The 19,645-nt window shown below is 73.7% G+C and carries 16 protein-coding genes; 2 read left to right on the top strand and 14 right to left on the bottom strand.

Annotated features, from left to right (window positions below; all coding sequences use genetic code 11):
* The 12 genes from BG452_RS42205 to BG452_RS42150 all read right to left on the bottom strand — a co-directional run.
* A partial coding sequence (locus BG452_RS42205) for an amino acid adenylation domain-containing protein (protein ID WP_188309681.1) occupies nucleotides 1-1,500 on the bottom strand: 1,500 nt, incomplete at its 3' end.
* Nucleotides 1,497-2,540: an alcohol dehydrogenase family protein gene (locus tag BG452_RS42200; RefSeq protein WP_188309680.1), complete on the bottom strand. Its 1,044-nt coding sequence runs from the start codon at nucleotides 2,538-2,540 to the stop codon at nucleotides 1,497-1,499. The genes BG452_RS42205 and BG452_RS42200, both read right to left, overlap by 4 nt.
* The gene (locus BG452_RS42195; RefSeq protein WP_188309679.1) at nucleotides 2,537-3,418 is read right to left on the bottom strand and encodes an amidohydrolase family protein; all 882 of its coding nucleotides are present in this window, start codon (nucleotides 3,416-3,418) and stop codon (nucleotides 2,537-2,539) included. Before BG452_RS42195 ends, BG452_RS42200 begins: the two co-directional genes overlap by 4 nt.
* Nucleotides 3,415-5,301, bottom strand: a complete 1,887-nt coding sequence (locus BG452_RS42190; RefSeq protein WP_188309678.1) for a beta-galactosidase — start codon at nucleotides 5,299-5,301, stop codon at nucleotides 3,415-3,417. Before BG452_RS42190 ends, BG452_RS42195 begins: the two co-directional genes overlap by 4 nt.
* Entirely contained in the window at nucleotides 5,298-6,461 is a 1,164-nt protein-coding gene (locus BG452_RS42185; protein ID WP_188309677.1) for a DegT/DnrJ/EryC1/StrS family aminotransferase, read from the bottom strand. The genes BG452_RS42190 and BG452_RS42185 overlap by 4 nt, the downstream gene beginning before the upstream one ends.
* A gap of 165 nt (nucleotides 6,462-6,626) precedes the next feature.
* On the bottom strand, nucleotides 6,627-7,709 hold the full coding sequence (locus BG452_RS42180; RefSeq protein WP_188309676.1) for a glycosyltransferase family 4 protein: 1,083 nt from the start codon (nucleotides 7,707-7,709) through the stop codon (nucleotides 6,627-6,629).
* The gene (locus BG452_RS42175; protein WP_188309675.1) at nucleotides 7,706-8,686 is read right to left on the bottom strand and encodes an NAD-dependent epimerase/dehydratase family protein; all 981 of its coding nucleotides are present in this window, start codon (nucleotides 8,684-8,686) and stop codon (nucleotides 7,706-7,708) included. Before BG452_RS42175 ends, BG452_RS42180 begins: the two co-directional genes overlap by 4 nt.
* Nucleotides 8,679-9,971: a nucleotide sugar dehydrogenase gene (locus BG452_RS42170; RefSeq protein WP_223243533.1), complete on the bottom strand. Its 1,293-nt coding sequence runs from the start codon at nucleotides 9,969-9,971 to the stop codon at nucleotides 8,679-8,681. The genes BG452_RS42175 and BG452_RS42170 overlap by 8 nt, the downstream gene beginning before the upstream one ends.
* Before the next feature lie 43 nt (nucleotides 9,972-10,014).
* Nucleotides 10,015-11,172: a hypothetical protein gene (locus BG452_RS42165; protein WP_188309673.1), complete on the bottom strand. Its 1,158-nt coding sequence runs from the start codon at nucleotides 11,170-11,172 to the stop codon at nucleotides 10,015-10,017.
* Between the two features lie 138 nt (nucleotides 11,173-11,310).
* Nucleotides 11,311-12,843: an amino acid adenylation domain-containing protein gene (locus BG452_RS42160; protein ID WP_188309672.1), complete on the bottom strand. Its 1,533-nt coding sequence runs from the start codon at nucleotides 12,841-12,843 to the stop codon at nucleotides 11,311-11,313.
* Nucleotides 12,824-15,631, bottom strand: a complete 2,808-nt coding sequence (gene uvrA, locus BG452_RS42155; RefSeq protein ID WP_317621499.1) for an excinuclease ABC subunit UvrA — start codon at nucleotides 15,629-15,631, stop codon at nucleotides 12,824-12,826. The genes BG452_RS42160 and uvrA overlap by 20 nt, the downstream gene beginning before the upstream one ends.
* Nucleotides 15,632-15,651: 20 nt before the next feature.
* Complete coding sequence (locus BG452_RS42150) at nucleotides 15,652-16,026, bottom strand: hypothetical protein (RefSeq protein ID WP_188309671.1); 375 nt, start codon at nucleotides 16,024-16,026, stop codon at nucleotides 15,652-15,654.
* 39 nt (nucleotides 16,027-16,065) lie between these two features.
* Here BG452_RS42150 and BG452_RS42145 point away from each other — a divergent pair, with 39 nt between their 5' ends.
* A complete protein-coding gene (locus BG452_RS42145; RefSeq protein WP_188309670.1) occupies nucleotides 16,066-16,275 on the top strand; it encodes a dodecin in 210 nt (69 codons plus the stop codon).
* A gap of 249 nt (nucleotides 16,276-16,524) precedes the next feature.
* On the opposite strand, the gene BG452_RS42140 is transcribed toward BG452_RS42145, so the two are convergent.
* Nucleotides 16,525-17,193: a heme oxygenase (biliverdin-producing) gene (locus BG452_RS42140; protein ID WP_188309669.1), complete on the bottom strand. Its 669-nt coding sequence runs from the start codon at nucleotides 17,191-17,193 to the stop codon at nucleotides 16,525-16,527.
* Nucleotides 17,194-17,411: 218 nt separating this feature from the next.
* Nucleotides 17,412-17,903, bottom strand: a complete 492-nt coding sequence (locus BG452_RS42135) for an inorganic diphosphatase (RefSeq protein WP_030244505.1) — start codon at nucleotides 17,901-17,903, stop codon at nucleotides 17,412-17,414.
* A gap of 115 nt (nucleotides 17,904-18,018) precedes the next feature.
* On the opposite strand from BG452_RS42135, the gene dacB reads away from it, so the two are divergent.
* Nucleotides 18,019-19,641, top strand: coding sequence for a D-alanyl-D-alanine carboxypeptidase/D-alanyl-D-alanine-endopeptidase (gene dacB / locus BG452_RS42130; protein ID WP_188309668.1), 1,623 nt, complete (start codon nucleotides 18,019-18,021; stop codon nucleotides 19,639-19,641).
* The last annotated feature ends 4 nt before the right edge of the window (nucleotides 19,642-19,645 follow it).

Below are 19,645 nucleotides of genomic sequence, written 5' to 3'. Positions count from 1 at the left end.
GTTGGCGGTCAGCGGCAGCGCGGGCAGCGCGGCGAACCGGGCGGGCACCAGGGCCGGGGGCAGCACCGCGCGCAGCCGGGCGCGCAGCGCCCGGACCTCCGGGTCGCCCGCCCACACCACGCAGGCGACCAGCTGCTCGGCGCCGTTGTCGTCGGGGCGGGCCAGGACGGCGCTGTCCAGGACGCCGGGGAACTGGCCGATGGCGTTCTCGACCTCGCCGGGCTCGACCCGGATGCCGCGGATGTTGAGCTGGTAGTCGATCCGGCCGAGGAACTCCAGGGCGCCGTCGGGGAGTCGGCGGGCCAGGTCGCGGGTCCGGTACATCCGGCCGCCGGGGCGGTCGGTGAAGGGGTCGGGCAGGAAGCGGTCGGCGGTCAGGGCGGGCAGTCCGAGGTAGCCGCGGGAGACACCGGGGCCGCCGAGGTACAGCTCGCCCGGCTCGCCGTCGGGCACCGGTTCCATCCGCTCGTCGAGGATGTGGGCGTGCGTCCCGGGCAGCGGGGTGCCGATGGGCAGCCGGTCCCAGCCGCGGATCTCCTCGGCGCCGGCCGCGGTCTCGTGCAGCAGCTGGGAGACGGTGGCCTCGGTGGCGCCGTACTCCTGGACCAGCCGGACGCCGGTGGCGCACCAGTCGGCGACCTTGTCGACGGCGACGGGTTCGCTGCCGACGACCAGCAGCCGCAGTGCGGGCGGGGCCACCGGGCCCTGCCCGCGGTCGAGTTCGCGCAGCCACTCGTACCAGTAGGACGGGGTCAGCTGGAGCACCGAGACGCGTTCGCGTTCGACCAGGGCGAGCAGCCGGGCGCTGTCGGCGAGTTCCTCGGCCGGGTCCAGCACCAGGCAGGCACCGGCGGCCCAGGTGGACAGGACCTCCTCGGCCGCCACCGAGAAGCCGATGGAGGCGAACTGGAGGACCCGGTCGGCGCCGGTCAGCTCCAGCCGGCCGGCGATGCCGAGGGCCAGCGCGGCCAGCGCGGCCTGGCCCAGCGGGACGCCTTTGGGGCGGCCGGTGGAGCCGGAGGTGTAGGCGATCCAGCCGAGGTTCTCGGGGTGCACCCCGGCCTCGTCCAGCGGGCCGTCGGCGACATCCGCGGCCTCGTCGACGAGCAGGACGCGGGCGGTGGGCCCGGGGAGCCGGCCGGCGAGGCCCGCGGTGGTGAGCAGGACGGGGGCGCCGACGTCGCCGAGGACGAAGGCGAGCCGCTCGGCCGGGTACCCCGGGTCCAGCGGCACGCAGGCGCCGCCCGCCTTGAGGACGGCGAGCAGGGCGACGGCCAGTTCCACCGAGCGGTGCAGGTGGAGGCCGACCGGGACGTCCGGTCCGACGCCGGCGCCGCGCAGCCGGTGGGCCAGCAGCCCGGCCCGCCGGTCCAGTTCCCGGTAGCTGAGCCGGGTGCCGCCGCAGTCCAGCGCGGGGGCGTCGGGCGTGCGGCGGACCCGTTCCGCCAGCAGGGCGGGGAGGGTGGCCGGCCCGTCGGCGGGGAGAAGGAGGGGGTTCACGGGACCAGGACCACCTTCATGGCGTGGCCGGCGTCGAAGAGCTTGAAGCCCTCCACGGCCTCGGCGAGGGGCAGTCGGTGGGAGATCAGGAAGGTGGGGTCGATGCGTCCGGTGCGGATCAGCCGCATCAGCCGGTCGCGGGAGCTGATCGGGTCCCCGACGGCGAACCGGAGGGTGAGTTCCTTGCCGAAGGCGAGGCCGGTGGGCATCGGCATGGCCTCCGAGGCGTGGGCGCCGACGGCGCAGACGGTGCCCAGCGGCCGGACGATCTCCAGCGCGCTGCGCAGCGAGGCGTCCACGCCGACGGCCTCCAGGACGACGTCGGCGCCGCGGCCCTCGGTCAGCGCGCGGACCTTCTCGGCGAGGTCGTCGCCGGTGGCCAGCGGCACCGCGCCCTGGGCGGCGGCGGTCGCCCGCCGGCTCTCGGCCGGGTCGATCGCCAGGACCTCGGCGGCGCCCATCAGTTGGGCCGCCTTGAGGGCCATCAGGCCGACCGGTCCGCAGCCGACCACGGCGACCACGTCGCCGGGCCGGATCCCGGCGCGTTCGGCGGCGGCGTAGCCGGTGGCGAGGATGTCCCCGACGAACAGGGCCTGTTCGTCGGTGACCTCGTCGGGGATCGCGGACAGCACGGTGTCGGCGAACGGGATCCGGACGTACTCGGCGTGGCCGCCGGCCACCGGGGTGGTGCCGACCACGGTGTCGTAGCCGAACAGGCCGACCTCGGCGCACTGGTAGTGCCAGCCGCGCGCGCAGTACCAGCAGCTGCCGCAGGCGATCACGTCGGAGGCGACCACCCGGTCGCCGGGGCGGAAGCCGCGCACCCCGGCGCCGACCCGCTCGACCACGCCGGTGAACTCGTGGCCGGTGACGGTGCCGGGGGTGAAGCCGGGTATCTCCCCGCGGTAGGGGTGCAGGTCGGTGCCACAGACGGCGGAGCGGACCACCCGGACCAGCGCGTCGCCGGGGCCGGTCAGCGCGGGGACGGGCGCCTCGACGATCCGGACGTCGCGGGGGGCGTGCCATTGCAGGGTCTTCACGGGTGCGTTCCCCCCTGGGTCGCGGCGAGGAGCCCGGCCGCCGCGCCACCCATCAGGGAGGCGTGTTCGGCCGGGGTGAGTGCGGTGCCGTCGGGCCAGAGCGAGTCGTCGGTGGCGAGTTCGCGCATCCGGGTCACCGAGTCGGTCATGGTGCAGAAGGGGTGGTCGGTGCCCCACATCAGCCGGTCCAGCACGCCGAGGCCGCGGGCCCGGGCCAGGGCGGCGGCGACGGTGGGGGCCGGCCGGTACCAGCTGAAGATGGACAGGTCGGCGTACACCCTGGGATGACGGGCCATCATCTCCAGGGCGGTGTCGGTCCAGGGCGTGCCGAGGTGGGCGAGGATCAGCCGCAGGCCGGGGAAGTCGGTGGCGACGCGGTCGAGCAGCCGGGGGTTGAAGAACCGGGGGTCGGCCTTCTTCGCCGGGGTGTAGCCGGTGTGGACCAGGACCGGGACGTCCAGTTCCTGGGCCGTCTCGTAGACGTCGTTCCAGAGCGGGTCGGCGGGGGACATCCGCAGGTAGCAGGGGGCGGTCTTGAGCCCGGCGAGCCCCAGTTCGGTGACGGCGTGGCGCAGTTCGGCGGCGGCGCCGGGGGTGCCGGCGTCGACCGAGGCGAAGCCGGTGAAGCGCTCGGGGTGGCGGGCGCAGATCGCGGCGACGAACTCGTTGGGGACCTTGAACCCCTCGATCCGCTGGACGTCGAAGGCGAGCAGGAAGGCCCGGTCCACGCCGGCCTCGTCCATGTGGGCGAGCAGCGCGGCCTCGGGCGCGGTCAGGGCCTCCGGCGGCATGCCGGTGGTGGCCATCATCTCCTCGGCGAAGGCGGCCGTGTAGTGCCGGTAGTACTCCCCCGCGTGGACGTGGGCGTCGATGATCACGCGTCGGCCTCCCGTCGCCGCGTCCAGCCGATCAGGTGCACGGCCTTGGGGCCGAGTTCCAGGGGTTCGGCCCCAAGGCCGTGGTGCAGCGTGGTGCGGACCGCGCGCGGGGCGTGGTTGACCACCAGGGCGCGCCGTTCGTCGCCGCGGCCCAGGACGGTCACCTCGACCTCGGGGCTGTCCACGGTGGGCCGCCCGACGAGTTCCCCGGCGAGGCCCTCGGCGGCGGCGACGTCCGCGTAGAGCCGGTGCCAGGGCTGCTCGTCCAGCCGGTGCGGGGCGTTGAGCTGCTGCTCGAACGGGGCGTTGAGGTGGTAGGCGACGCCGTCGCCGTGGCGGTTGCGGGTGAGCGCGGGCGAACCGTCGGGGAAGACGGCGAGCACGGTGGCGGTGGTCGCGGCGAGCACCGGCAGCTGGCCGGCCTCCCGGGCCAGCGGGTACCGGGTGCCCTGCCAGGTGAAGGAGTCGGCGTCCTCGGCCCGCAGGGTGAAGTCGGTGATCCGGACGCCGAACAGCTCCTCCCCGCCGAAGCCGTGCAGCAGGTCGCCGCCGGTGTAGAGCAGGACGCCGCCGGCCGCGACGTACTCGGCCAGGGCCCGCTGGCCGTCCAGGGTGATGTGCCGCACGGAGGGGCAGACCAGCATCCGGTGGCCGCCGGGCGCGCCGGGGGCGACCGGCGGGCCGGCCGTGAACTCGTACGGCAGGTGGGCGCGTTGCAGCAGCTGGGCGGCGTAGAAGCCGGCCGCCGCGGCGGAGCCGCCGGAGGCCAGGTAGCCGGCGTCGCCGTCCTCCCGGTGCTCGGGCAGGTGGACGCCGACGGGGGCGGGCAGCGGCCGGAACCCGGCCAGTTCGCCGGTCGCCCGGCCGGCGAACTCCCGGAAGGCCGCCATGGCCGGCTTGGGCGTGCCGTCGGCGCGCAGCAGGCCGACGAACCGCTCGTTGGGGCGCAGCGCGTACGGCTTGGCCTCGGTGGTGAAGTCCTGCCAGCACCAGACGATCACCCCGCAGGCGCCGGCGGCCAGCGCGCCGTGGGCGGCGGCCCGCAGGTAGTCCCGGGCGGTGTCCTCGTCGCAGCCGTAGCTGCCGAGTTCGTCGACCAGCACCGGCCGGTGCGCCCGGCCGCGGCGGACCAGGTAGGGCACCAGGGCGGTGGCCTTGGGGGCGGCGACCGACTCGATGTGGAACGGGGTCCACACCGGGAAGCCGTGCAGGCCCACCAGGTCGAGCGGGTCGGCGTGCTCGGGCCGGAAGGCGTGCGCGCCGGTGACGGCGGACGCCTCGTTGGCCTGGAGCACCAGGGCGCCGGGGTGGGCCTCCCGGACGGCCTCGGCGAGCAGGCCCCACCAGCGGCGGACCCCGTCGGGGCCCAGCGCGCCGGAGGCGGCCTGGTCGACGTGGATGACCTCGTCGCCGAGGTCGTAGGCGAGGACGTCGGCGACGCCGCCGAGGGCCTTGGCGACGTGCCGGACGAAGCCGAGCTGGCGCTCGGTCATCTCCGGGTCGTGCCAGAGGTCCCGGCCGGCCCGCCACGGCGGGTCGAAGCGCTGGCCGTTCATCCAGATGGTGAGCAGCGAGGGCAGGCACTGCAGCCCGTGCCGGGCGGCGAGCGCGCCGAACTCGCGCAGCCGCTCGGTGGCCACCGGGTCGTAGACGCCGGGCTCGGGTTCGAAGTCGGCCCAGAAGACGAAGAACCGGACGGTGTTGAAGCCGAGTTCGGCCATCCGGGCGAAGTCGGTGTCCAGCCGCTCGGCGTCCCAGTCCCGCCAGTAGTCGCAACCTGTGCTGGAGGGGTGGTAGTTGAAGCCCACGCTGAAGTACGGTTCGCCGTCGCGGTGGAAGCCGCTGTCGACGAGGGTGTAGCGGTGGGCGGTGGACGGGCTCACGCGCCGGCCCCGGAGGCGTCGGTCAGGGCGCCCCGGAGGGCGTGGACCACCAGGTCGGTGTCCTCGTCGGCCATGTCGACGTGCAGCGGCAGCGACAGTTGACGGTCCATCACTTCTTCGGTGACCGGGAGGTCGCCCTCGCGGTGGCCGAAGCGCTCCCGGTAGGCGGTGAACAGGTGGCTGGGCGGGTAGTGGACGCCGCTCTGGACGCCGGCCGCGCGCAGGGTGTCCTGGATCCGCCCGCGGGCGTCGCCGTCCGGCAGCAGCACCGCGTACAGGTGGTGGGCGGCGAGCTCGACGGGCCGGTCGTGGAAGGGCAGGCCGAGGCCCTCGGTGCCGGCCAGGCCCTGCCGGTAGCGGGTGACGATCTCCTGGCGGCGCGCCTGGCGCTGCGGCAGGTCGGCGAGCTGGACCAGGCCGATCGCGCTGCCGAGCTCGGTGGGGCGGTAGTTGAGGCCGAAGGAGTCGACGTCGTAGAGCGAGGGGCCGCCGCGGTGGCGGTCCTGGGCGCTGACGGTGAGCGCGTGCGAGCGCAGCCGGCGGATCCGTTCGCGCACCTCGGGGTCGCGGGCGACGACCATGCCGCCCTCGCCGGTGGCGAGGTTCTTGGTGGCGAAGAAGCTGTAGCAGCCGATGTCGCCGACGGTGCCCAGCACGCCGTGCGCGGAGCGGGTCGCGGGGGCGTGCGCGGAGTCCTCGACGAGGGCGATGCCGTGCTTGCGGGCCAGGGCGGCGAGCGCGGGCAGGTCGGCCGCGTGGCCGCCGTAGTGCATGGCGACGATCGCCTTGGTCCGGGGGGTGATCCGGGCGGCGACGTCGGCGGGGTCGACGCAGAGGTCGTCGGGGCCGGTGATGTCGGCGAAGACCGGGGTGGCGCCGCACAGGGTGACCATGGCCGCCGCGGAGACGAAGCTCAGCGACGGCAGGACGACCTCGTCGCCGGGGCCCAGGCCGAGGGCGAGGAAGGCCAGGTGCAGGGCGGCCGTGCCGTTGCTGACCGCGACCGCGTCCTCGGCGCCCGCCGCGCGGGCGAAGGCCTCCTCGAACTCCCTGGTCACGGGCCCGTTGGACAGCCAGCCCGAGCGCAGCACCGCCGCCACGGCGTCGGCCTCGGCCTCGCCGAGCCGGGGCCGGTACAGGTTTACCTTCCAGTCGGACATCTCTTGCTCCACCATCCCCCCGCGCGCCTGTGGTGCGCGGTGTTCGTTCGGGTGCCGCGTGCGTGTGCATCGGGCACGGTGCGGTGGTGCCGGCGGTGGGCCGCTCGGCAGCACGCGCGGGTCGCCCCCTCGGTCCCGCGCTCGGCGGGGCCGGAAGGAAACGCCCTAAGGGGTGCCGGCCGGGCCGGCGGTGCGTGCGGTGAGCCGGTCGTAGACGGTCTGGTACCGGTCGGTCACCGCGTCCCAGCTGAGCTCCCGCTCGGTGCGGGTGCGGCCGGCCGCCCCGAGGGCCGCCGCCTCGGCGGGGTCGGCGAGCAGCCGGACCACCGACGCCGCGACGGCGTCCGGGTCGGGCTCGCAGAGCAGTCCGTCCACGCCGTGCCGGACGACCTCATCGCCGCCGTCGAAGGTGACGGAGACGACGGGCTTGCCGTTGACCCAGGCCTCGACGAAGACCAGCGGGAAGATGTCCACGGTGGACGGCAGGCAGAACACGTCGCAGGCGGCGAGGGCGTCGGCCTTCTCGTCCTCCTCGACCATGCCGAGGTCGAGGATCCGCGGGTCGCGGTGGGCCGCGAACACCTCCGCGCAGTCCTCGTCCCAGTCCGGGCCCGCGAACACGAACCGGGCCTCGGGGTGGTCCGCCCACACCTTGCGGGCGGCCTGGAGCAGCAGGTGGTAGCCCTTGCTGCGCATCTTGCGGCCGAGGAAGAGCACCATCGGCCCGTCGATTCCGTGGCGGGCCCGGAAGGCCGCGCCGTCGGGCGCCGCGGTGGCGCTCAACTGCGGTCCCTGGCCGTTGAGGTGCAGGGCCGCCGGGTCGACGCCGGCCTCCAGGAACAGCCGCCGTTCCGCCTCGGTGAGCACGAAGACGGCGTCCGCCTGCCGGGCGACGTCCAGCACGGCCTCCCGGTCCTGCCACACCCCGGCCGCCGAGGCGGGTGTGAACACCAGCGGGACGTCCCACTCGCGGGCGAGCCGCAGCGCGGCCTGCGGGTAGTCCGGCCACACGCAGTCGAAGGCGTGCACCAGGTCGGGCCGTTCGGCGGGCGGGGCCGAGGCCGGCAGCACACCGACCCCGACTCCGGCGCCGGTCATCCAGCGGGCCGACTCCTCGTCCATGCTGCTGCAGTACAGCCCGACCCGGTGGCCGCGCCGGGCCAGCGACTCGGCGAGGTTCTGGGCCATCGCCTCGGCGCCGGCCCGGGCCGGGAAGTAGCCGCGGTGGACGATCCGCACGTGGGTCATGACCGCTGCTCGCGGGCGGCCCGGTCGCGGGCGTACCACTCGTAGGTGCGGCGGACGCCCTCGCGCAGGTCGGTCTTCGGCTCGTAGCCGGTGAGCGAGCGCAGCAGCGAGATGTCCGGGACGCGGCGCTCCGGGGAGAGCGGCGGAGCGGGGTGGACGTCCAGCGCGGGGTGGCGGTCGACGACGTCGAAGACCACCCGGGCGAGGTCGTCGATCCGGATCTCCTCGCGGTCGTTGCCGACGTTGACCAGGAGGGTGTCCTCGGTGGGCAGGGCGGTCAGCGCGGCGATGGCCGCGACGGCGTCCTCGACGTAGCAGAACGCCCGGAACTGGTCGGCGCCGTAGATCTCGAACGGGTCGGCGCCGCCGAGCAGCCGCTCGATGAACTGCGGGATGACGTGCTCGTAGCCCATCCGCGGCCCGTACACGTTGTGGAAGCGGACCATGCGCAGCGGGAAGCCGTACGCCTGGGCGTAGTTGCGGCAGAGCAGCTCGCCGGCGATCTTGCTGAAGCCGTACGAGGAGCGGGCCACCGTCGGGTCCGAGACGACCAGCTGGACGTCCTCGGGGGTCGGCACCGGGGCGACGCCGGCGGTGACGCTGCCCGCGTAGGCCTCGGAGGAGGAGGCGAAGCAGAGGGTGGCGCCGTCCAGCTCCTTGAACCAGTCCAGGACGTGGATGGTGGAGAGCAGGTTGGTGCGCAGCACCCGCTGCGGCTCCTGGTTGGAGTACACGACGCCGACGACGGCGGCGAGGTGGTAGACCTCGTCGAAGTCGCGGGGCAGCCCGGCGGGCAGCGGGAGGGTCAGGTCGTGGGTGAACACCGTGACCTTGGAGCGGAGTTCGTCCAGCTCGTCGTCCTGGCGGCCGCGGCTGAAGTCGTCCAGGACGGTGACGTCGTGCTCGTCGGCGAGCCGGCGGGCCAGGTGCATGCCGATGAATCCGGCGCCACCGGTGATCAGGATCTTCTTACGCATGGCCGAGCCTCATTACGTTGGACGTGGCGGGGAGGATGCGCCAGGTGTCGTAGACGACGGCCGGCGGGGCCATGGTGGCCATCAGCGCGTCGATGTCCTGGTCGCGGTAGGAGAGGTGGTTGTTGAGGATGACCACGGCGTGGGCTCCCTCGAAGCCCTCCGCCAGGTCGACCGGGCGCACGCCGAGGGCGGCGAGGCGCTCGCGCGGGACGGCGAAGTCGTGGCCGACGATCTCGCCGACCCGGTCGCGCAGCACGTCGAGCAGGCCCTCGTAGGCGGCGCCGCGCAGGTCGTCGGTCTCGGGCTGGCCCTTGTAGGCGAAGCCGGAGACCAGCACCCGGGCGGTGGCCGGGTCGCAGCCCTGCTCCCACAGCGCGGCCAGCACCCGCTCGCCGATCCGGCTCGGCAGCGACTCGTTGAGCTGCCGGGCCGCGGCGATCATGCCCGGCGTGTGGCCGTGCGGCTTGAGCGCGTGCATCAGCAGGTACGGGTCCTTGGTGAGGCAGCTGCCGCCGACGAAGCCGGGCAGGCTCAGATCGGGCCGCGGGTAGCCGAAGTTGGCGTTCTTGATCAGCTCCACCGCGTCCAGGCCGAGCTTCTCGGCCATCAGCGCCACCTCGTTGCCGTACCCGTAGATCAGGTCGGTGTGGCAGTTGCAGATCAGCTTGATCATCTCGGCGGCCTCGACCGAGGAGACCGGCACCACGGTGGGCGTCTGCGAGGCGAACAGCTCGGTGGCGCGGCGCACGGCCTCGTCGCTGATGCCGCCGACGATCTGCGGCAATGACAGCAGCTCGTCCAACGCCTTGCCCTGGATGGTCCGTTCGGGGCAGAAGGCGACCAGCGGCTCGGCCACCGTGCGGCGCAGCAGCGGCAGCACCAGGTTGCGGGTGGTGCCGACCGGCACGGTGCTGCGGACGATCACCAGGGTGTTCTCGTCGATCCCGTCGGCGATGGTCTCCACCGCCGCCTGGAGGTGGCGCAGGTTGGGGTCGGTGCCGTCGACCTCGATCGGGGTGCCGACGCAGATGATGACCACCGGCGGCAGCGCGCCGGCCGCCAGCTCGGAGGTGACCTTCAGCCGGCGGCTGCCGGCGGCGTCCCGGAAGACCTCCTCGACGCCGGGCTCGGCGAGCTGCAGCACGCCCGCGTCGAGGTCCTCGGCGACCGCCTTGTTGTACTCGTACCCGAGGACGCTCTTGCCGGTCTTCAGCAGGGCCGCGGTGAGCGTGACGCCCACGTACCCCAGACCCACGACGCAGACGTCGTAGTCGGCGTTGGACATGGTTGACTCCATCACTTCCCCTTCGGGTTCGGAACGGGTGGCATCAGGCGGTCGGGTCGCCGGCGGCGGCCCCGACGACCCAGAAGGTCTTCTCCGGCTTTCCGCCCAGCTGGCGCTTCTGGTCGTCGAGGCCCTTGACCTCGGAACCGCCCGCGTCGACCTCGCGGATGCCCTGCTCCCACATGAGCCGGAACACGGTCAGCCAGACGTACTGCGGAATGGCGGTGAATCCGGTGCTGTCCTTGAAGAGCCCGGTCAGCCTTTCCCGGAAACGCATGGTCATGGTGCAGTAGAGAGCGGCCCGCCGCTCTCCGATGCGCTCCCCCGCGAAGAACATCGCGGGGAATTTCTCGCCGTCCTCGGTGACGATGTTGCCGAGGTAGGAGAAGTAGTCCTTCTCGTTGTCTCCGCCGGGCCGCACGCGGACGATGGCGAGGTAGTCCTCCGGGGTCGAACCGACCACGGTGCCCTGTTCGCGGCGGGCCTGGAAGTAGCTCTCCACGACGCCGCGGGCGCTCTCCTTCTCGGGCCCGGAGTAGTGGTAGGGCTCGATCTGGAAGGAGAGGTGGGGATTGCGCTCCAGGAAGTTCTGGAAGCGCCGGTAGGCCATCTTGTTCTTGTTCTTGTACTTCCGCCGCTCCTCGCCGGCCAGCTTGGCGACCTGGAGCGTGCCGTCCTCGTCCTGGTCGAACACCTCGTCCAGGTAGTAGACCCGGTTCGGGTAGGTCTCGTCCTCCTCCGGGGCCCCGAGGTGCCAGGGGTCGGTGTCGATCCCTGTGAACCCGGCGGCCAGGAAGGCGTCGCGATCCTCGGCCGACAGGTGCCGGACGTACACCGACTCCCGGGCCAGGCCGGCCGCGCGGACGGTGGCGATGAACTCCCGGACCGCCTCGAAGCGGGTCGGGCCCTTCGGGGCGACGATGTGGAGGTGCTTGGCGACGTGCCCCTCCTTGCTGAAGTACCCGACCCCGAAGATGTTGGTCCCGTCGTGGTAGACGAGCCCGTTCGGGTACTTGCTGCTGGCGCCGCGGAGGTTGTAGCCGTTCGCGTAGAGCATGAGGCCGATGTGGCCCATGGCGAACGAGCCGTCCTTGTACTTCTGAATGATGTCGAAGGACTCCTCGACCGGCGTGATGCGCGGCCCGAATATCTCCCTGAGACGGTCCTCGAATTGGTCCCGTTCGATCGCGAGAAGGCGCACAGGTATTCAACCTCCAACAGGCTCGGGAATTGATTTCCAGGAGCCCTGGTCAGTATGCGGCGAGCTTATCGTGTCCGGCTCGTGCAAGAAAGGTGGGAATGGGAATTCCGGCTTTTCCGCGGAATGGACCTCCCGCGGTCAGCGGCCCGGCAGCACCTCGGCCCGGGACCGGCGCAGGGCCGGCGCGGGCAGCGCCTTGCGGTCGAGCTTGCCGATGGGGGTGAGCGGCAGTGCGTCCAGCGGGACGAACTGGCTGGGCACCATGTGCTCCGGCAGGCTGCGCCGGAGGTGGTCCCGCAGCTGCTCCCCGGTCGGCGCGGAGGGGCCGGCCGGGGCCGTGTACGCCACCAGGCGGGAACCGCCGGGAAGATCGTCACGGAGTACTACCGCAGCCTGTACGACACCGGGGCAGGATGTCAACGCCTCTTCGACCTCTCCGAGTTCGACCCGGAAGCCACGCACCTTGACCTGCGCGTCCAGCCGCCCGAAGTAGTCCAGCAGGCCGCTCTCCGGACGCCGGCACACCCGGTCCCCGGTCCGGTACATCCGGGCGCCGGGGGCGCCGGAGAACGGGTCCGGGAGGAACCGCTCGGCAGTCAGCCCGGGGCGGCCCTGGTAGCCGCGGGTGACCTGGGCGCCGCCGACGAACAGCTCGCCGGAGGTGCCGTCGGGCACCGGCCGCAGCTCCTCGTCCAGCACGTAGGCGTGCACGGCGGGCAACGGCGTGCCAATGGACACCATCCGGTCGTCCCAGTCGAGCAGGCAGGCGGCCGCCGACACGGTGGTCTCGGTCGGCCCGTAGATGTTGAACACCTGGGTCACCCCGCGCGCCCGCAGTTCGGCGAGCAGCGCCCTGGGCATCGCCTCGCCGCCGGTGAGGACGGCCTTGACCCGCGGTGGCGGGCCGCCCAGGGCGACCATCTGGGCCAGTGCGGAGGGCACCGCGCAGACCGCGTCACCGGTGACCCAGCCGTCCGGTTCGACCAGCGAGAACACGTCCTGGGCCAGCATCACCCGGCCGCCCGCGTACAGCGGGGCGAAGATGTCGCAGACCGAGAAGTCGAACGAGGTGGGGCAGGTCGCCACCATGGTGGCGGACGCCACCGGCCCCAGCAGGGCGACCGCGGCGGCGACGAACTCGCTCATCGCCCCCCGGGGCACCAGCACGCCCTTGGGGCGGCCGGTGGAGCCCGAGGTGTAGATCACGTACGCGAGTTGGCCGTCGAGCACCGGTGGGGCGTCGGCCGCCGGGGCGTCCGGCCCGCCGCGCACCAGCTCCTCCAGGACCAGCTCCGGGCCGTCGTACGCCAGCGTGCCGGCGTGCCGGCGCTCGGCCAGCACGGCCGCGGCGCCCGAGTCGGCCAGCATGTAGCCGATCCGGTCCTGGGGGTAGGCCGGGTCCAACGGAACGTACGCGGCGCCCGCCTTGAGGACGCCCACCAGGGCGGCGAGCATCTCCGGGGTGCGGCCGGCCAGTACGGCCACCCGGCTCTCCGCCCCGATGCCGAGGGCCCGCAGGTGGGCGGCCACCCGGTCGGCGGCGGCCCCCAGTTCGCCGTACGTCCAGGTGCGCCCCTCGCCGGTGACGGCGGGCCGTCCGGGCTCGCGGGCCGTCCACCGCTCGAACGCGGCGACGACGTCGATGACCGGTTCAGCGCTCGGTGCCGGCACTGTGTCCTCCTCTGCTCTTCATGACGTGAAGCTGGCGGTCCAGATAGGGCGCCAGTGCGCTCCTCGGGTGGGCGGCCACCTCCTCCGGCGGCCCGGCGGCCACCAGTTCGCCGCCGTTCTCACCGCCGCCGGGGCCCAGGTCGACGATCCAGTCGCAGGCCGCCGCGAACTCGACGCTGTGCTCGATGACCACCGCGGTGTTGCCCAGGTCCACCAGGTCGTGGACGACCCCCAGCAGCACCTCCACGTCGGAGAAGTGCAGCCCGGTGGTCGGCTCGTCGATCAGGTAGAGCGTGCGGCCGTCGTCCCGCCGCATCAACTCCCGGGAGAGCTTGAGGCGTTGGGCCTCGCCGCCGCTGAGGGTGGTGGTGTCCTGGCCGAGAGCGAGGTAGCCGAGCCCGACCTGGCAGAGCATCCGCAGCGGGTGGGCGACGGCCGGGATGTCCCCGAACACCTCCAGCGCCTCGGCCACCTCGAGGTCCAGGGTCTGGGCGATGTCCCGCCCCCGGTAGGTGACTTCGAGCACCCGCGGGTGGTAGCGGCGCCCGTCGCAGGAGGGGCAGCGCACCGAGAAGTCCGCCAGGAACAGCATCTCGATCCGGATGGTGCCCTTGCCCGCGCAGCGGTCGCAGCGCCCGCCCTTCTCGGTGTTGAAGCTGAACATCGCGGTGGACCAGCGGCGGCGGACGGCCTCCTCGGTCTTCGCGAAGAGCTTGCGGATCTCGTCGAAGATGCCCACGTAGGTGGCCGGGGTGGAGCGGGAGGAGGCGCCGATGGACTCCTGGGTGACGGTGACCACCCGGCTGAACCGCTCCCAGCCGGACAGCTCGGCGAACGGCCCGACGGGCGCCCGGCGGTGGGTCAGGGCCTGCTCCAGGGCGGGCTGCAGGGTGCGGGTGATCAGCGAGCTCTTGCCGCTGCCGCTCACCCCGGTGACGCAGGTCAGCAGGCCCACCGGGATGGCGGCGTCCACCCCGCGCAGGTTGTGCAGCCGGGCGCCGCGGATGCTCAGCCAGTGCTCCCCGGGGCTGCGCCGCCCTTCCCGGGGTGAACCGACGACCAGCTCACCGCGCAGGTAGGCGGCGGTGCGCGACTCCGGGTGGGCGATCACCTCGGCCGTGGGGCCGGCCGCGATCACCCGGCCGCCCCGGATGCCCGCGCCCGGACCCAGGTCCACCAGGTGGTCGGCGGTCTCCATGGTCTCCTGGTCGTGCTCGACCACCAGCACGGTGTTGCCCGCGTCGGCGAGCTGCCGCAGCAGCGCGATCAGCCGGGAGTTGTCCTTGGCGTGCAGGCCGATGGACGGCTCGTCGAGCACGTAGGTGACGCCGACCAGCCCGCAGCCCAGCTGCCGGGCCAGCCGGAGCCGCTGGCCCTCGCCCGCCGACAGGGTGGGCGCGGAGCGGTCCAGCGAGAGGTAGCCCAGGCCGACGTCGAGCATGAAGGTCAGCCGGGTGCCGATCTGGACCAGCAGCTCCTCGGCGAGTTCGGCGAGGAAGGTGGTGGCGAGCTCGGCGCGGACCTCCGCCAGCCACTCGGCCAGCCGGGCCACCGGCAGCGCGTTCACCTCGGCGATGTTGAGGTCGGCCAGCCGCACCGCGAGCGCCTCGGCGTGGTGCCGGGTGCCGCCGCAGGCGGTGCAGCCGCGGGCCGCCATGAACACCTGGTAGAAGGACTTGCGCTCGGGCGAGTCCGCCTCGCGGAACAGCCGCTCCAGGTGCTGGGCCAGCCCGTCGAAGGGCTTGCGCTCCAGTTCCCGGGCGAGCGGCTCCGGCAGCGGCCGCGCGGTGGCGCCGGTGAGCACCAGCTCGCGCACGCCCTCGGGGAGCAGGTGCCAGGGCGTGTCCAGGCCGGCGCCGGCCAGTTCGAGCACCGTGGGCAGTTCGCGCAGCGGCCACCAGGTCTTCTTGCTGCGGGTGCGGTCCCCGAAGAAGGTCAGCGCGCCGGAGCGGACGGAGGCCTCCGGGTCGCCGACCAGCAGCGCCGGGTCCACCTGGTAGGTGAAGCCGAGGCCCTGGCACTCCTCGCACATCCCGGCCGGGGAGTTGGGGGTGAACCAGTGCGAGGAGGTGGCGCGGGCCTCGGTGCCGCAGTCCGGGCAGATCCAGCCGGCCGTCAGGTGGCGCACGATGGCGCCGTCGCGCCGGGCGACCAGCGGGCCGCCGTCGCGGTGGGCCGCCTCGACGGCCTGCCGGGCCCGGGCCAGGTCCTCCTCGCCGGGGGCGGCGGGCAGCAGCAGGACCCGCCCGCCGGGCTCCTCGCCGACGGCGGGTCGGTACAGCTCCACCGGCTCGGCGGCGGCGGCCAGGGCCAGCGCCGCGAGGTGCTCGCCGACGTCGCGCGGGTGGATGTGCTGCCCGCAGCCGCGGCACTCGTGCCGGCCGGCCCGCGCGAACAGCAGCCGCAGCCGGTCCGAGATCTCGGTGATGGTGCCGACGTTGGAGCGGGGGTTGCGGCTGATGGTGCGCTGCTCGATGGCGACCGTGGGGCTGAGGCCGCTGATCCACTCCACCGCGGGCTTGGGCACCTTGGGCAGCTTCCGGCGGACGTACGCGGACAGGCTGTCCAGGTACTGCCGGTAGCCCTCGGCGTAGATCGTGTCGAAGGCCAGCGAGGACTTGCCGCTGCCGGAGACGCCGGTGAACACCGTGACTCCGTGCCGCGGCACGGCCAGCTCCTCGATCCGCAGATTGTGCTCCCGTACTCCCCGGAGCACGATCCAGTCGCGCGGATCGGGTGCGGCGGGAGTCGTCCCGCCGCCGTGGTCGGCCTTGCTCAATGCGTTCACCGCTTCTCTCTCGGCGTCGTTCAGTGGTGCGGGCTGGGCCCGTCGGGCTGGTCGAGGACCAGCCGGGCGGGGCGCAGGTATCCGGGCAGGAGGGTGCGCAGGCGCTTGGTGAGCGCCGCCGCGTCGGGGGCCTGGTCGGCGGCCCCGGCCGGCCGGGGGGTGATCCGGGCGGTCAGCTTGCCGTCCTCGTCGAACTCCACCCGGGCGTCGGCGACTTCGGGCAGCGCCGTGAGCGCCCAGCGGGCCTCGGCCGGCCGGACGGTGTAGCCGGCCGGGTCGACCCGCTGCTCGGCGGCGGCGCCCCGGTCGGGCTGGTCCGGGCGGCGTTCTAGCCGGTGGTCCCTGGCGGCGGTCGCGGCGGCCGTCGGGGTGCGGGCGGACCCGGGGCGGTGCACGGTGGACCGGGGGCCGTCGCACAGCTGAGGGAGTCCGCCATGACCGACCACGTGTACCGGGTGACCGAGATCGTCGGGTCCTCGACCGAGAGCGTCGACGCCGCGATCCGCAACGGGGTGGAACGGGCCTCCCGGACGCTGCGCAACCTCGACTGGTTCGAGGTCGCGCAGGTCCGGGGCCACCTGGAGGACGGCCGGGTCAAGCACTACCAGGTGTGCATCAAGGTCGGCTTCCGGCTGGAGGACTGAGCTCGCGGCCGGCGGACCGAGCGGGCCCGATCAGGCCGGGCCCCGCTCGGGCAGCACCGGCGGCACCCCGGTGGTCCTGCGGCCGGCCACCGCGGCCGGCCTGCCGGTGGGCGGCAGCGCCACCGTCCTGGTTCGCCACCGCCGCACGGGAGTTCAGGCCTGATGCCGGGTCGTGAACGCGAGCCGGCCCCGGCGGACGGTTGCTCGCCGGGGCCGGCTCGGTGGTCCCGGCGCCGTTGGCTCGGGGGCTCAGGCGCTCAGCGGGTAGCCGGCGTCCAGGTCGTGGAAGACCGCCCCGTTGAGCACGAAGGCCCGCTTGCACTCCTCGACCACCCGGCGCCGCTCGACCTCGTCCATCGCCGCGCCCGCCGCGTCCAGCTTGGCCCGGTACTCGCGCTTGAAGGCGGCCGGGTTGTCGATCTCCTCGAAGACGTAGAACCGCACGCCGTCGCCCTTGCGCTCGAAGCCCCAGGTCTTCTCGGCGACGCCGCGGATGATCTGGCCGCCGGAGAGGTCGCCCAGGTAGCGGGTGTAGTGGTGGGCCAGGTATCCGGCCGGCCACTCGGTGGCCAGTTCCTCGATCCGGGCGACCAGTGCGGCGGTGGCCGGCAGTGGGGCCAGCCCGTTCCGCCAGTCGGGGCCCCGCAGGTGCGCCAGGTCGCGCTCGACGGCGGCGGTGCGCAGCAGCGCCCGGTCGATGAAGGGCCCGGCCAGCGGGTGTTCCGCGAGCTGCCCGGCCCGGCTCTCCAGGGCCCGGTAGACGTGCCAGAGCTGGCCGGTCAGGTCGGCGTAGGCCTCGATCCCGAGCTGCCCGCCCAGCAGGCGGCTCATGAACGAGGACTGTTCCGCGGCCTCGTGCTCCTCGCTGCTGGCGGTGCGGAGCACCGTGGAGAACGGGGTGGGCTCGGGCGTGGTCATGCAGCCTCCTGGGATCGGGATCCACCCTTGATTTTGGTTAGCCTAACCTAAGGTGACCCTCTTGCCGACAGCCTGTCGGTAAAACCGTACGGCCATCTGCCCCGGAAACGACAGGGGCCGGGGCCCGCGGACGAATCCGCGAACCCCGGCCCAGGCTGTCCCGACCTACCTCGAACTCCCCCGATCGGACGGGGAGCGAACGAGATCGGAACGACGGCTCAGTGGCCGCCCTGCTCCGCGAGGCGCTTGATCGAAGCGGTGACCTCGGCCTCGGCCTCGGCGCGGCCGACCCAGTTGGCGCCCTCGACCGACTTGCCCGGCTCCAGGTCCTTGTAGACCTCGAAGAAGTGCTGGATCTCCAGGCGGTCGAACTCCGACACGTGGTGGATGTCGCGCAGGTGCTCCCAGCGCGGGTCCGTCGCCGGGACGCACAGCAGCTTGTCGTCGCCGCCGGCCTCGTCGGTCATCTGGAACATGCCGATGGCGCGGCACTTGATGAGGCAACCCGGGAAGGTCGGCTCGTCCAGGATGACCAGGGCGTCCAGCGGGTCGCCGTCCTCGCCGAGCGTGCCCTCGACGTAGCCGTAGTCGGCCGGGTAGCGGGTCGAGGTGAAGAGCATCCGGTCGAGCCGCAGCCGGCCGGTCTCGTGGTCGACCTCGTACTTGTTACGAGAGCCCTTCGGGATTTCGATAAGGACGTCGAATTCCAACGGTTCCTCCAAGGTAGGGACTGACAGAATCCAAGTGTCTCCTACGGGAGTGAGTGCTCAGGAAAGGGGCCGGTCGGTGGGGGCTGGGGTGGGGGCGGCGCGCCGTCGCAGGAGGATGGCGGCCGGACTGTTCGGAGCGGCCCTGCTGGTCGCCGGAACGGTGCTGGGGGCGGGCGGTGCGTACGCGCAGCCGTCCCCCACCGCGGGCGGACGCAGCGCGGGGCAGGGCGAGGACGGCAACGGCCAGGGCGACCGGGACGCCCGGGACGGCCGGGACGGTCAAGGCGACCAGGGCGGCCGGGACGGCCGGGACGGCCGCAAGGGCGACCAGGGGAAGACCAGGCCCGGTCCGGGTCAGAGCTCCGGCGGGCCCGCCCGCCGAGCCGAGTCGCCCGGTGCCGCGCCTGGTGACAGCGCCGCGCCCGGTGACAGCGCTTCGCCGGGCGCGCGCCCGGTGCCCGGGGCGGGCGCCGTGCTGGCCACCGCCGGCAACGGCCCGGAGGCCGCCGTCCCCACCGCGCAGGGGCTCCAGCAGGCGCTCGCCCCCGCCCTCGCGGACAAGAACCTGGGCACCGTGACGATCGCCGTCGCGGACGCCGCCGACGGCCGGCTCCTGTACGGCTCCGGGGAGAACACCCCGGCCACCCCCGCCTCCACCACCAAGCTGGCCACCTCGGTCGCCGCTCTGTCCCTGATCCCCGCCGACACCCGGCTCACCACCCGGGTGGTGCGCGGCGCGGACCCGGGCAGCATCACCCTGGTCGGCGGCGGCGACCCGACGCTCACCGCGCTGCCCGCCGACCAGGTGCGGATCGGCGGCCAGCCCGCCGACGCCGACACCGCCCCCGCCTCCCTGGAGGCCCTGGCCCGGCAGACCGCCACCGCCCTCAAGGCGGCCGGCACCACCACGGTCAAGCTGGACTACGACCTCTCGCTCTACAGCGGCAACCCGCAGCACAGGAACCCCGACAACCAGAACATCGCCCTGGTCGTCCCGCTGATGGTGGACGAGGCCAAGATCGACCCGAAGAGCAAGGAGGAGGCCCCGGCCCGGGTCGCCGACCCGCCCGCCGCGGCCGCCGCGGCCTTCGCCGCGATGCTCACCGCCCAGGGCGTCACCGTCGAGGGCAAGGCCAAGCCGGCCGCCGACCCGGCCGCCGCCGACGCCGCCGTCCTCGGCAAGGTCGACTCACCCACCGTCGCGCGGCTGGTCGAGCGCCTGCTGACCACGTCGGACAACCAGCTCGCCGAGGCGATCGCCCGTCAGGTCGCCCTCGCCGGGCACCAGCCGGCCGGCTTTGCGGGCGCGGCGACCGCCGTCTCCCAGGAGCTGACCAAGCTCGGCGTGCCGATGACCGGTGTGGTCCTCAATGACGGCAGCGGCCTGCACCCGGACAACGAGATCCCGCCCGCCGTGCTGGTCAAGCTGCTCTCGCTGGCCGCCTCCGACCAGCACCCCACCCTGCGGCCGGTCCTCACCGGCCTCCCGGTCGCGGGCTTCACCGGCACCCTCGACAAGCGCTTCGGCTCGGGCTCCGGCGCCGCCGACGCGGCCGGCCTGATCCGCGCCAAGACCGGCACCCTCAGCGGCGTCAACACCCTGGCCGGCACCGTCGTCGACGCCGACGGCCGACTGCTCGCCTTCGCCGTGATGACCCGCACCACCGCCCCCGCCGACTCCGCCCGCGCCGCCATGGACCGCATCGCCGCCCGCCTCACCTCCTGCGGCTGCCACTGACCAC

The sequence above is a fragment of the Streptomyces sp. CBMA123 genome, assembly GCF_014596465.1.
GTDB lineage: Bacteria > Actinomycetota > Actinomycetes > Streptomycetales > Streptomycetaceae > Kitasatospora.
Note: the sequence above shows the minus strand (reverse complement) of the source record. Positions and strands in the feature narration are given on the sequence as shown.

Excerpts from the sequence above, each read along its gene's own strand:
- BG452_RS42185 (WP_188309677.1), bottom strand. The coding sequence starts at position 6,461 with ATGTCCGACTGGAAGGTAAACCTGTACCGGCCCCGGCTCGGCGAGGCC.
- BG452_RS42180 (WP_188309676.1), bottom strand. The coding sequence starts at position 7,709 with ATGACCCACGTGCGGATCGTCCACCGCGGCTACTTCCCGGCCCGGGCC.
- BG452_RS42175 (WP_188309675.1), bottom strand. The coding sequence starts at position 8,686 with ATGCGTAAGAAGATCCTGATCACCGGTGGCGCCGGATTCATCGGCATG.
- BG452_RS42170 (WP_223243533.1), bottom strand. The coding sequence starts at position 9,971 with ATGTCCAACGCCGACTACGACGTCTGCGTCGTGGGTCTGGGGTACGTG.
- BG452_RS42145 (WP_188309670.1), top strand. The coding sequence starts at position 16,066 with ATGACCGACCACGTGTACCGGGTGACCGAGATCGTCGGGTCCTCGACC.
- BG452_RS42140 (WP_188309669.1), bottom strand. The coding sequence starts at position 17,193 with ATGACCACGCCCGAGCCCACCCCGTTCTCCACGGTGCTCCGCACCGCC.
- dacB (WP_188309668.1), top strand. The coding sequence starts at position 18,019 with ATGGCGGCCGGACTGTTCGGAGCGGCCCTGCTGGTCGCCGGAACGGTG.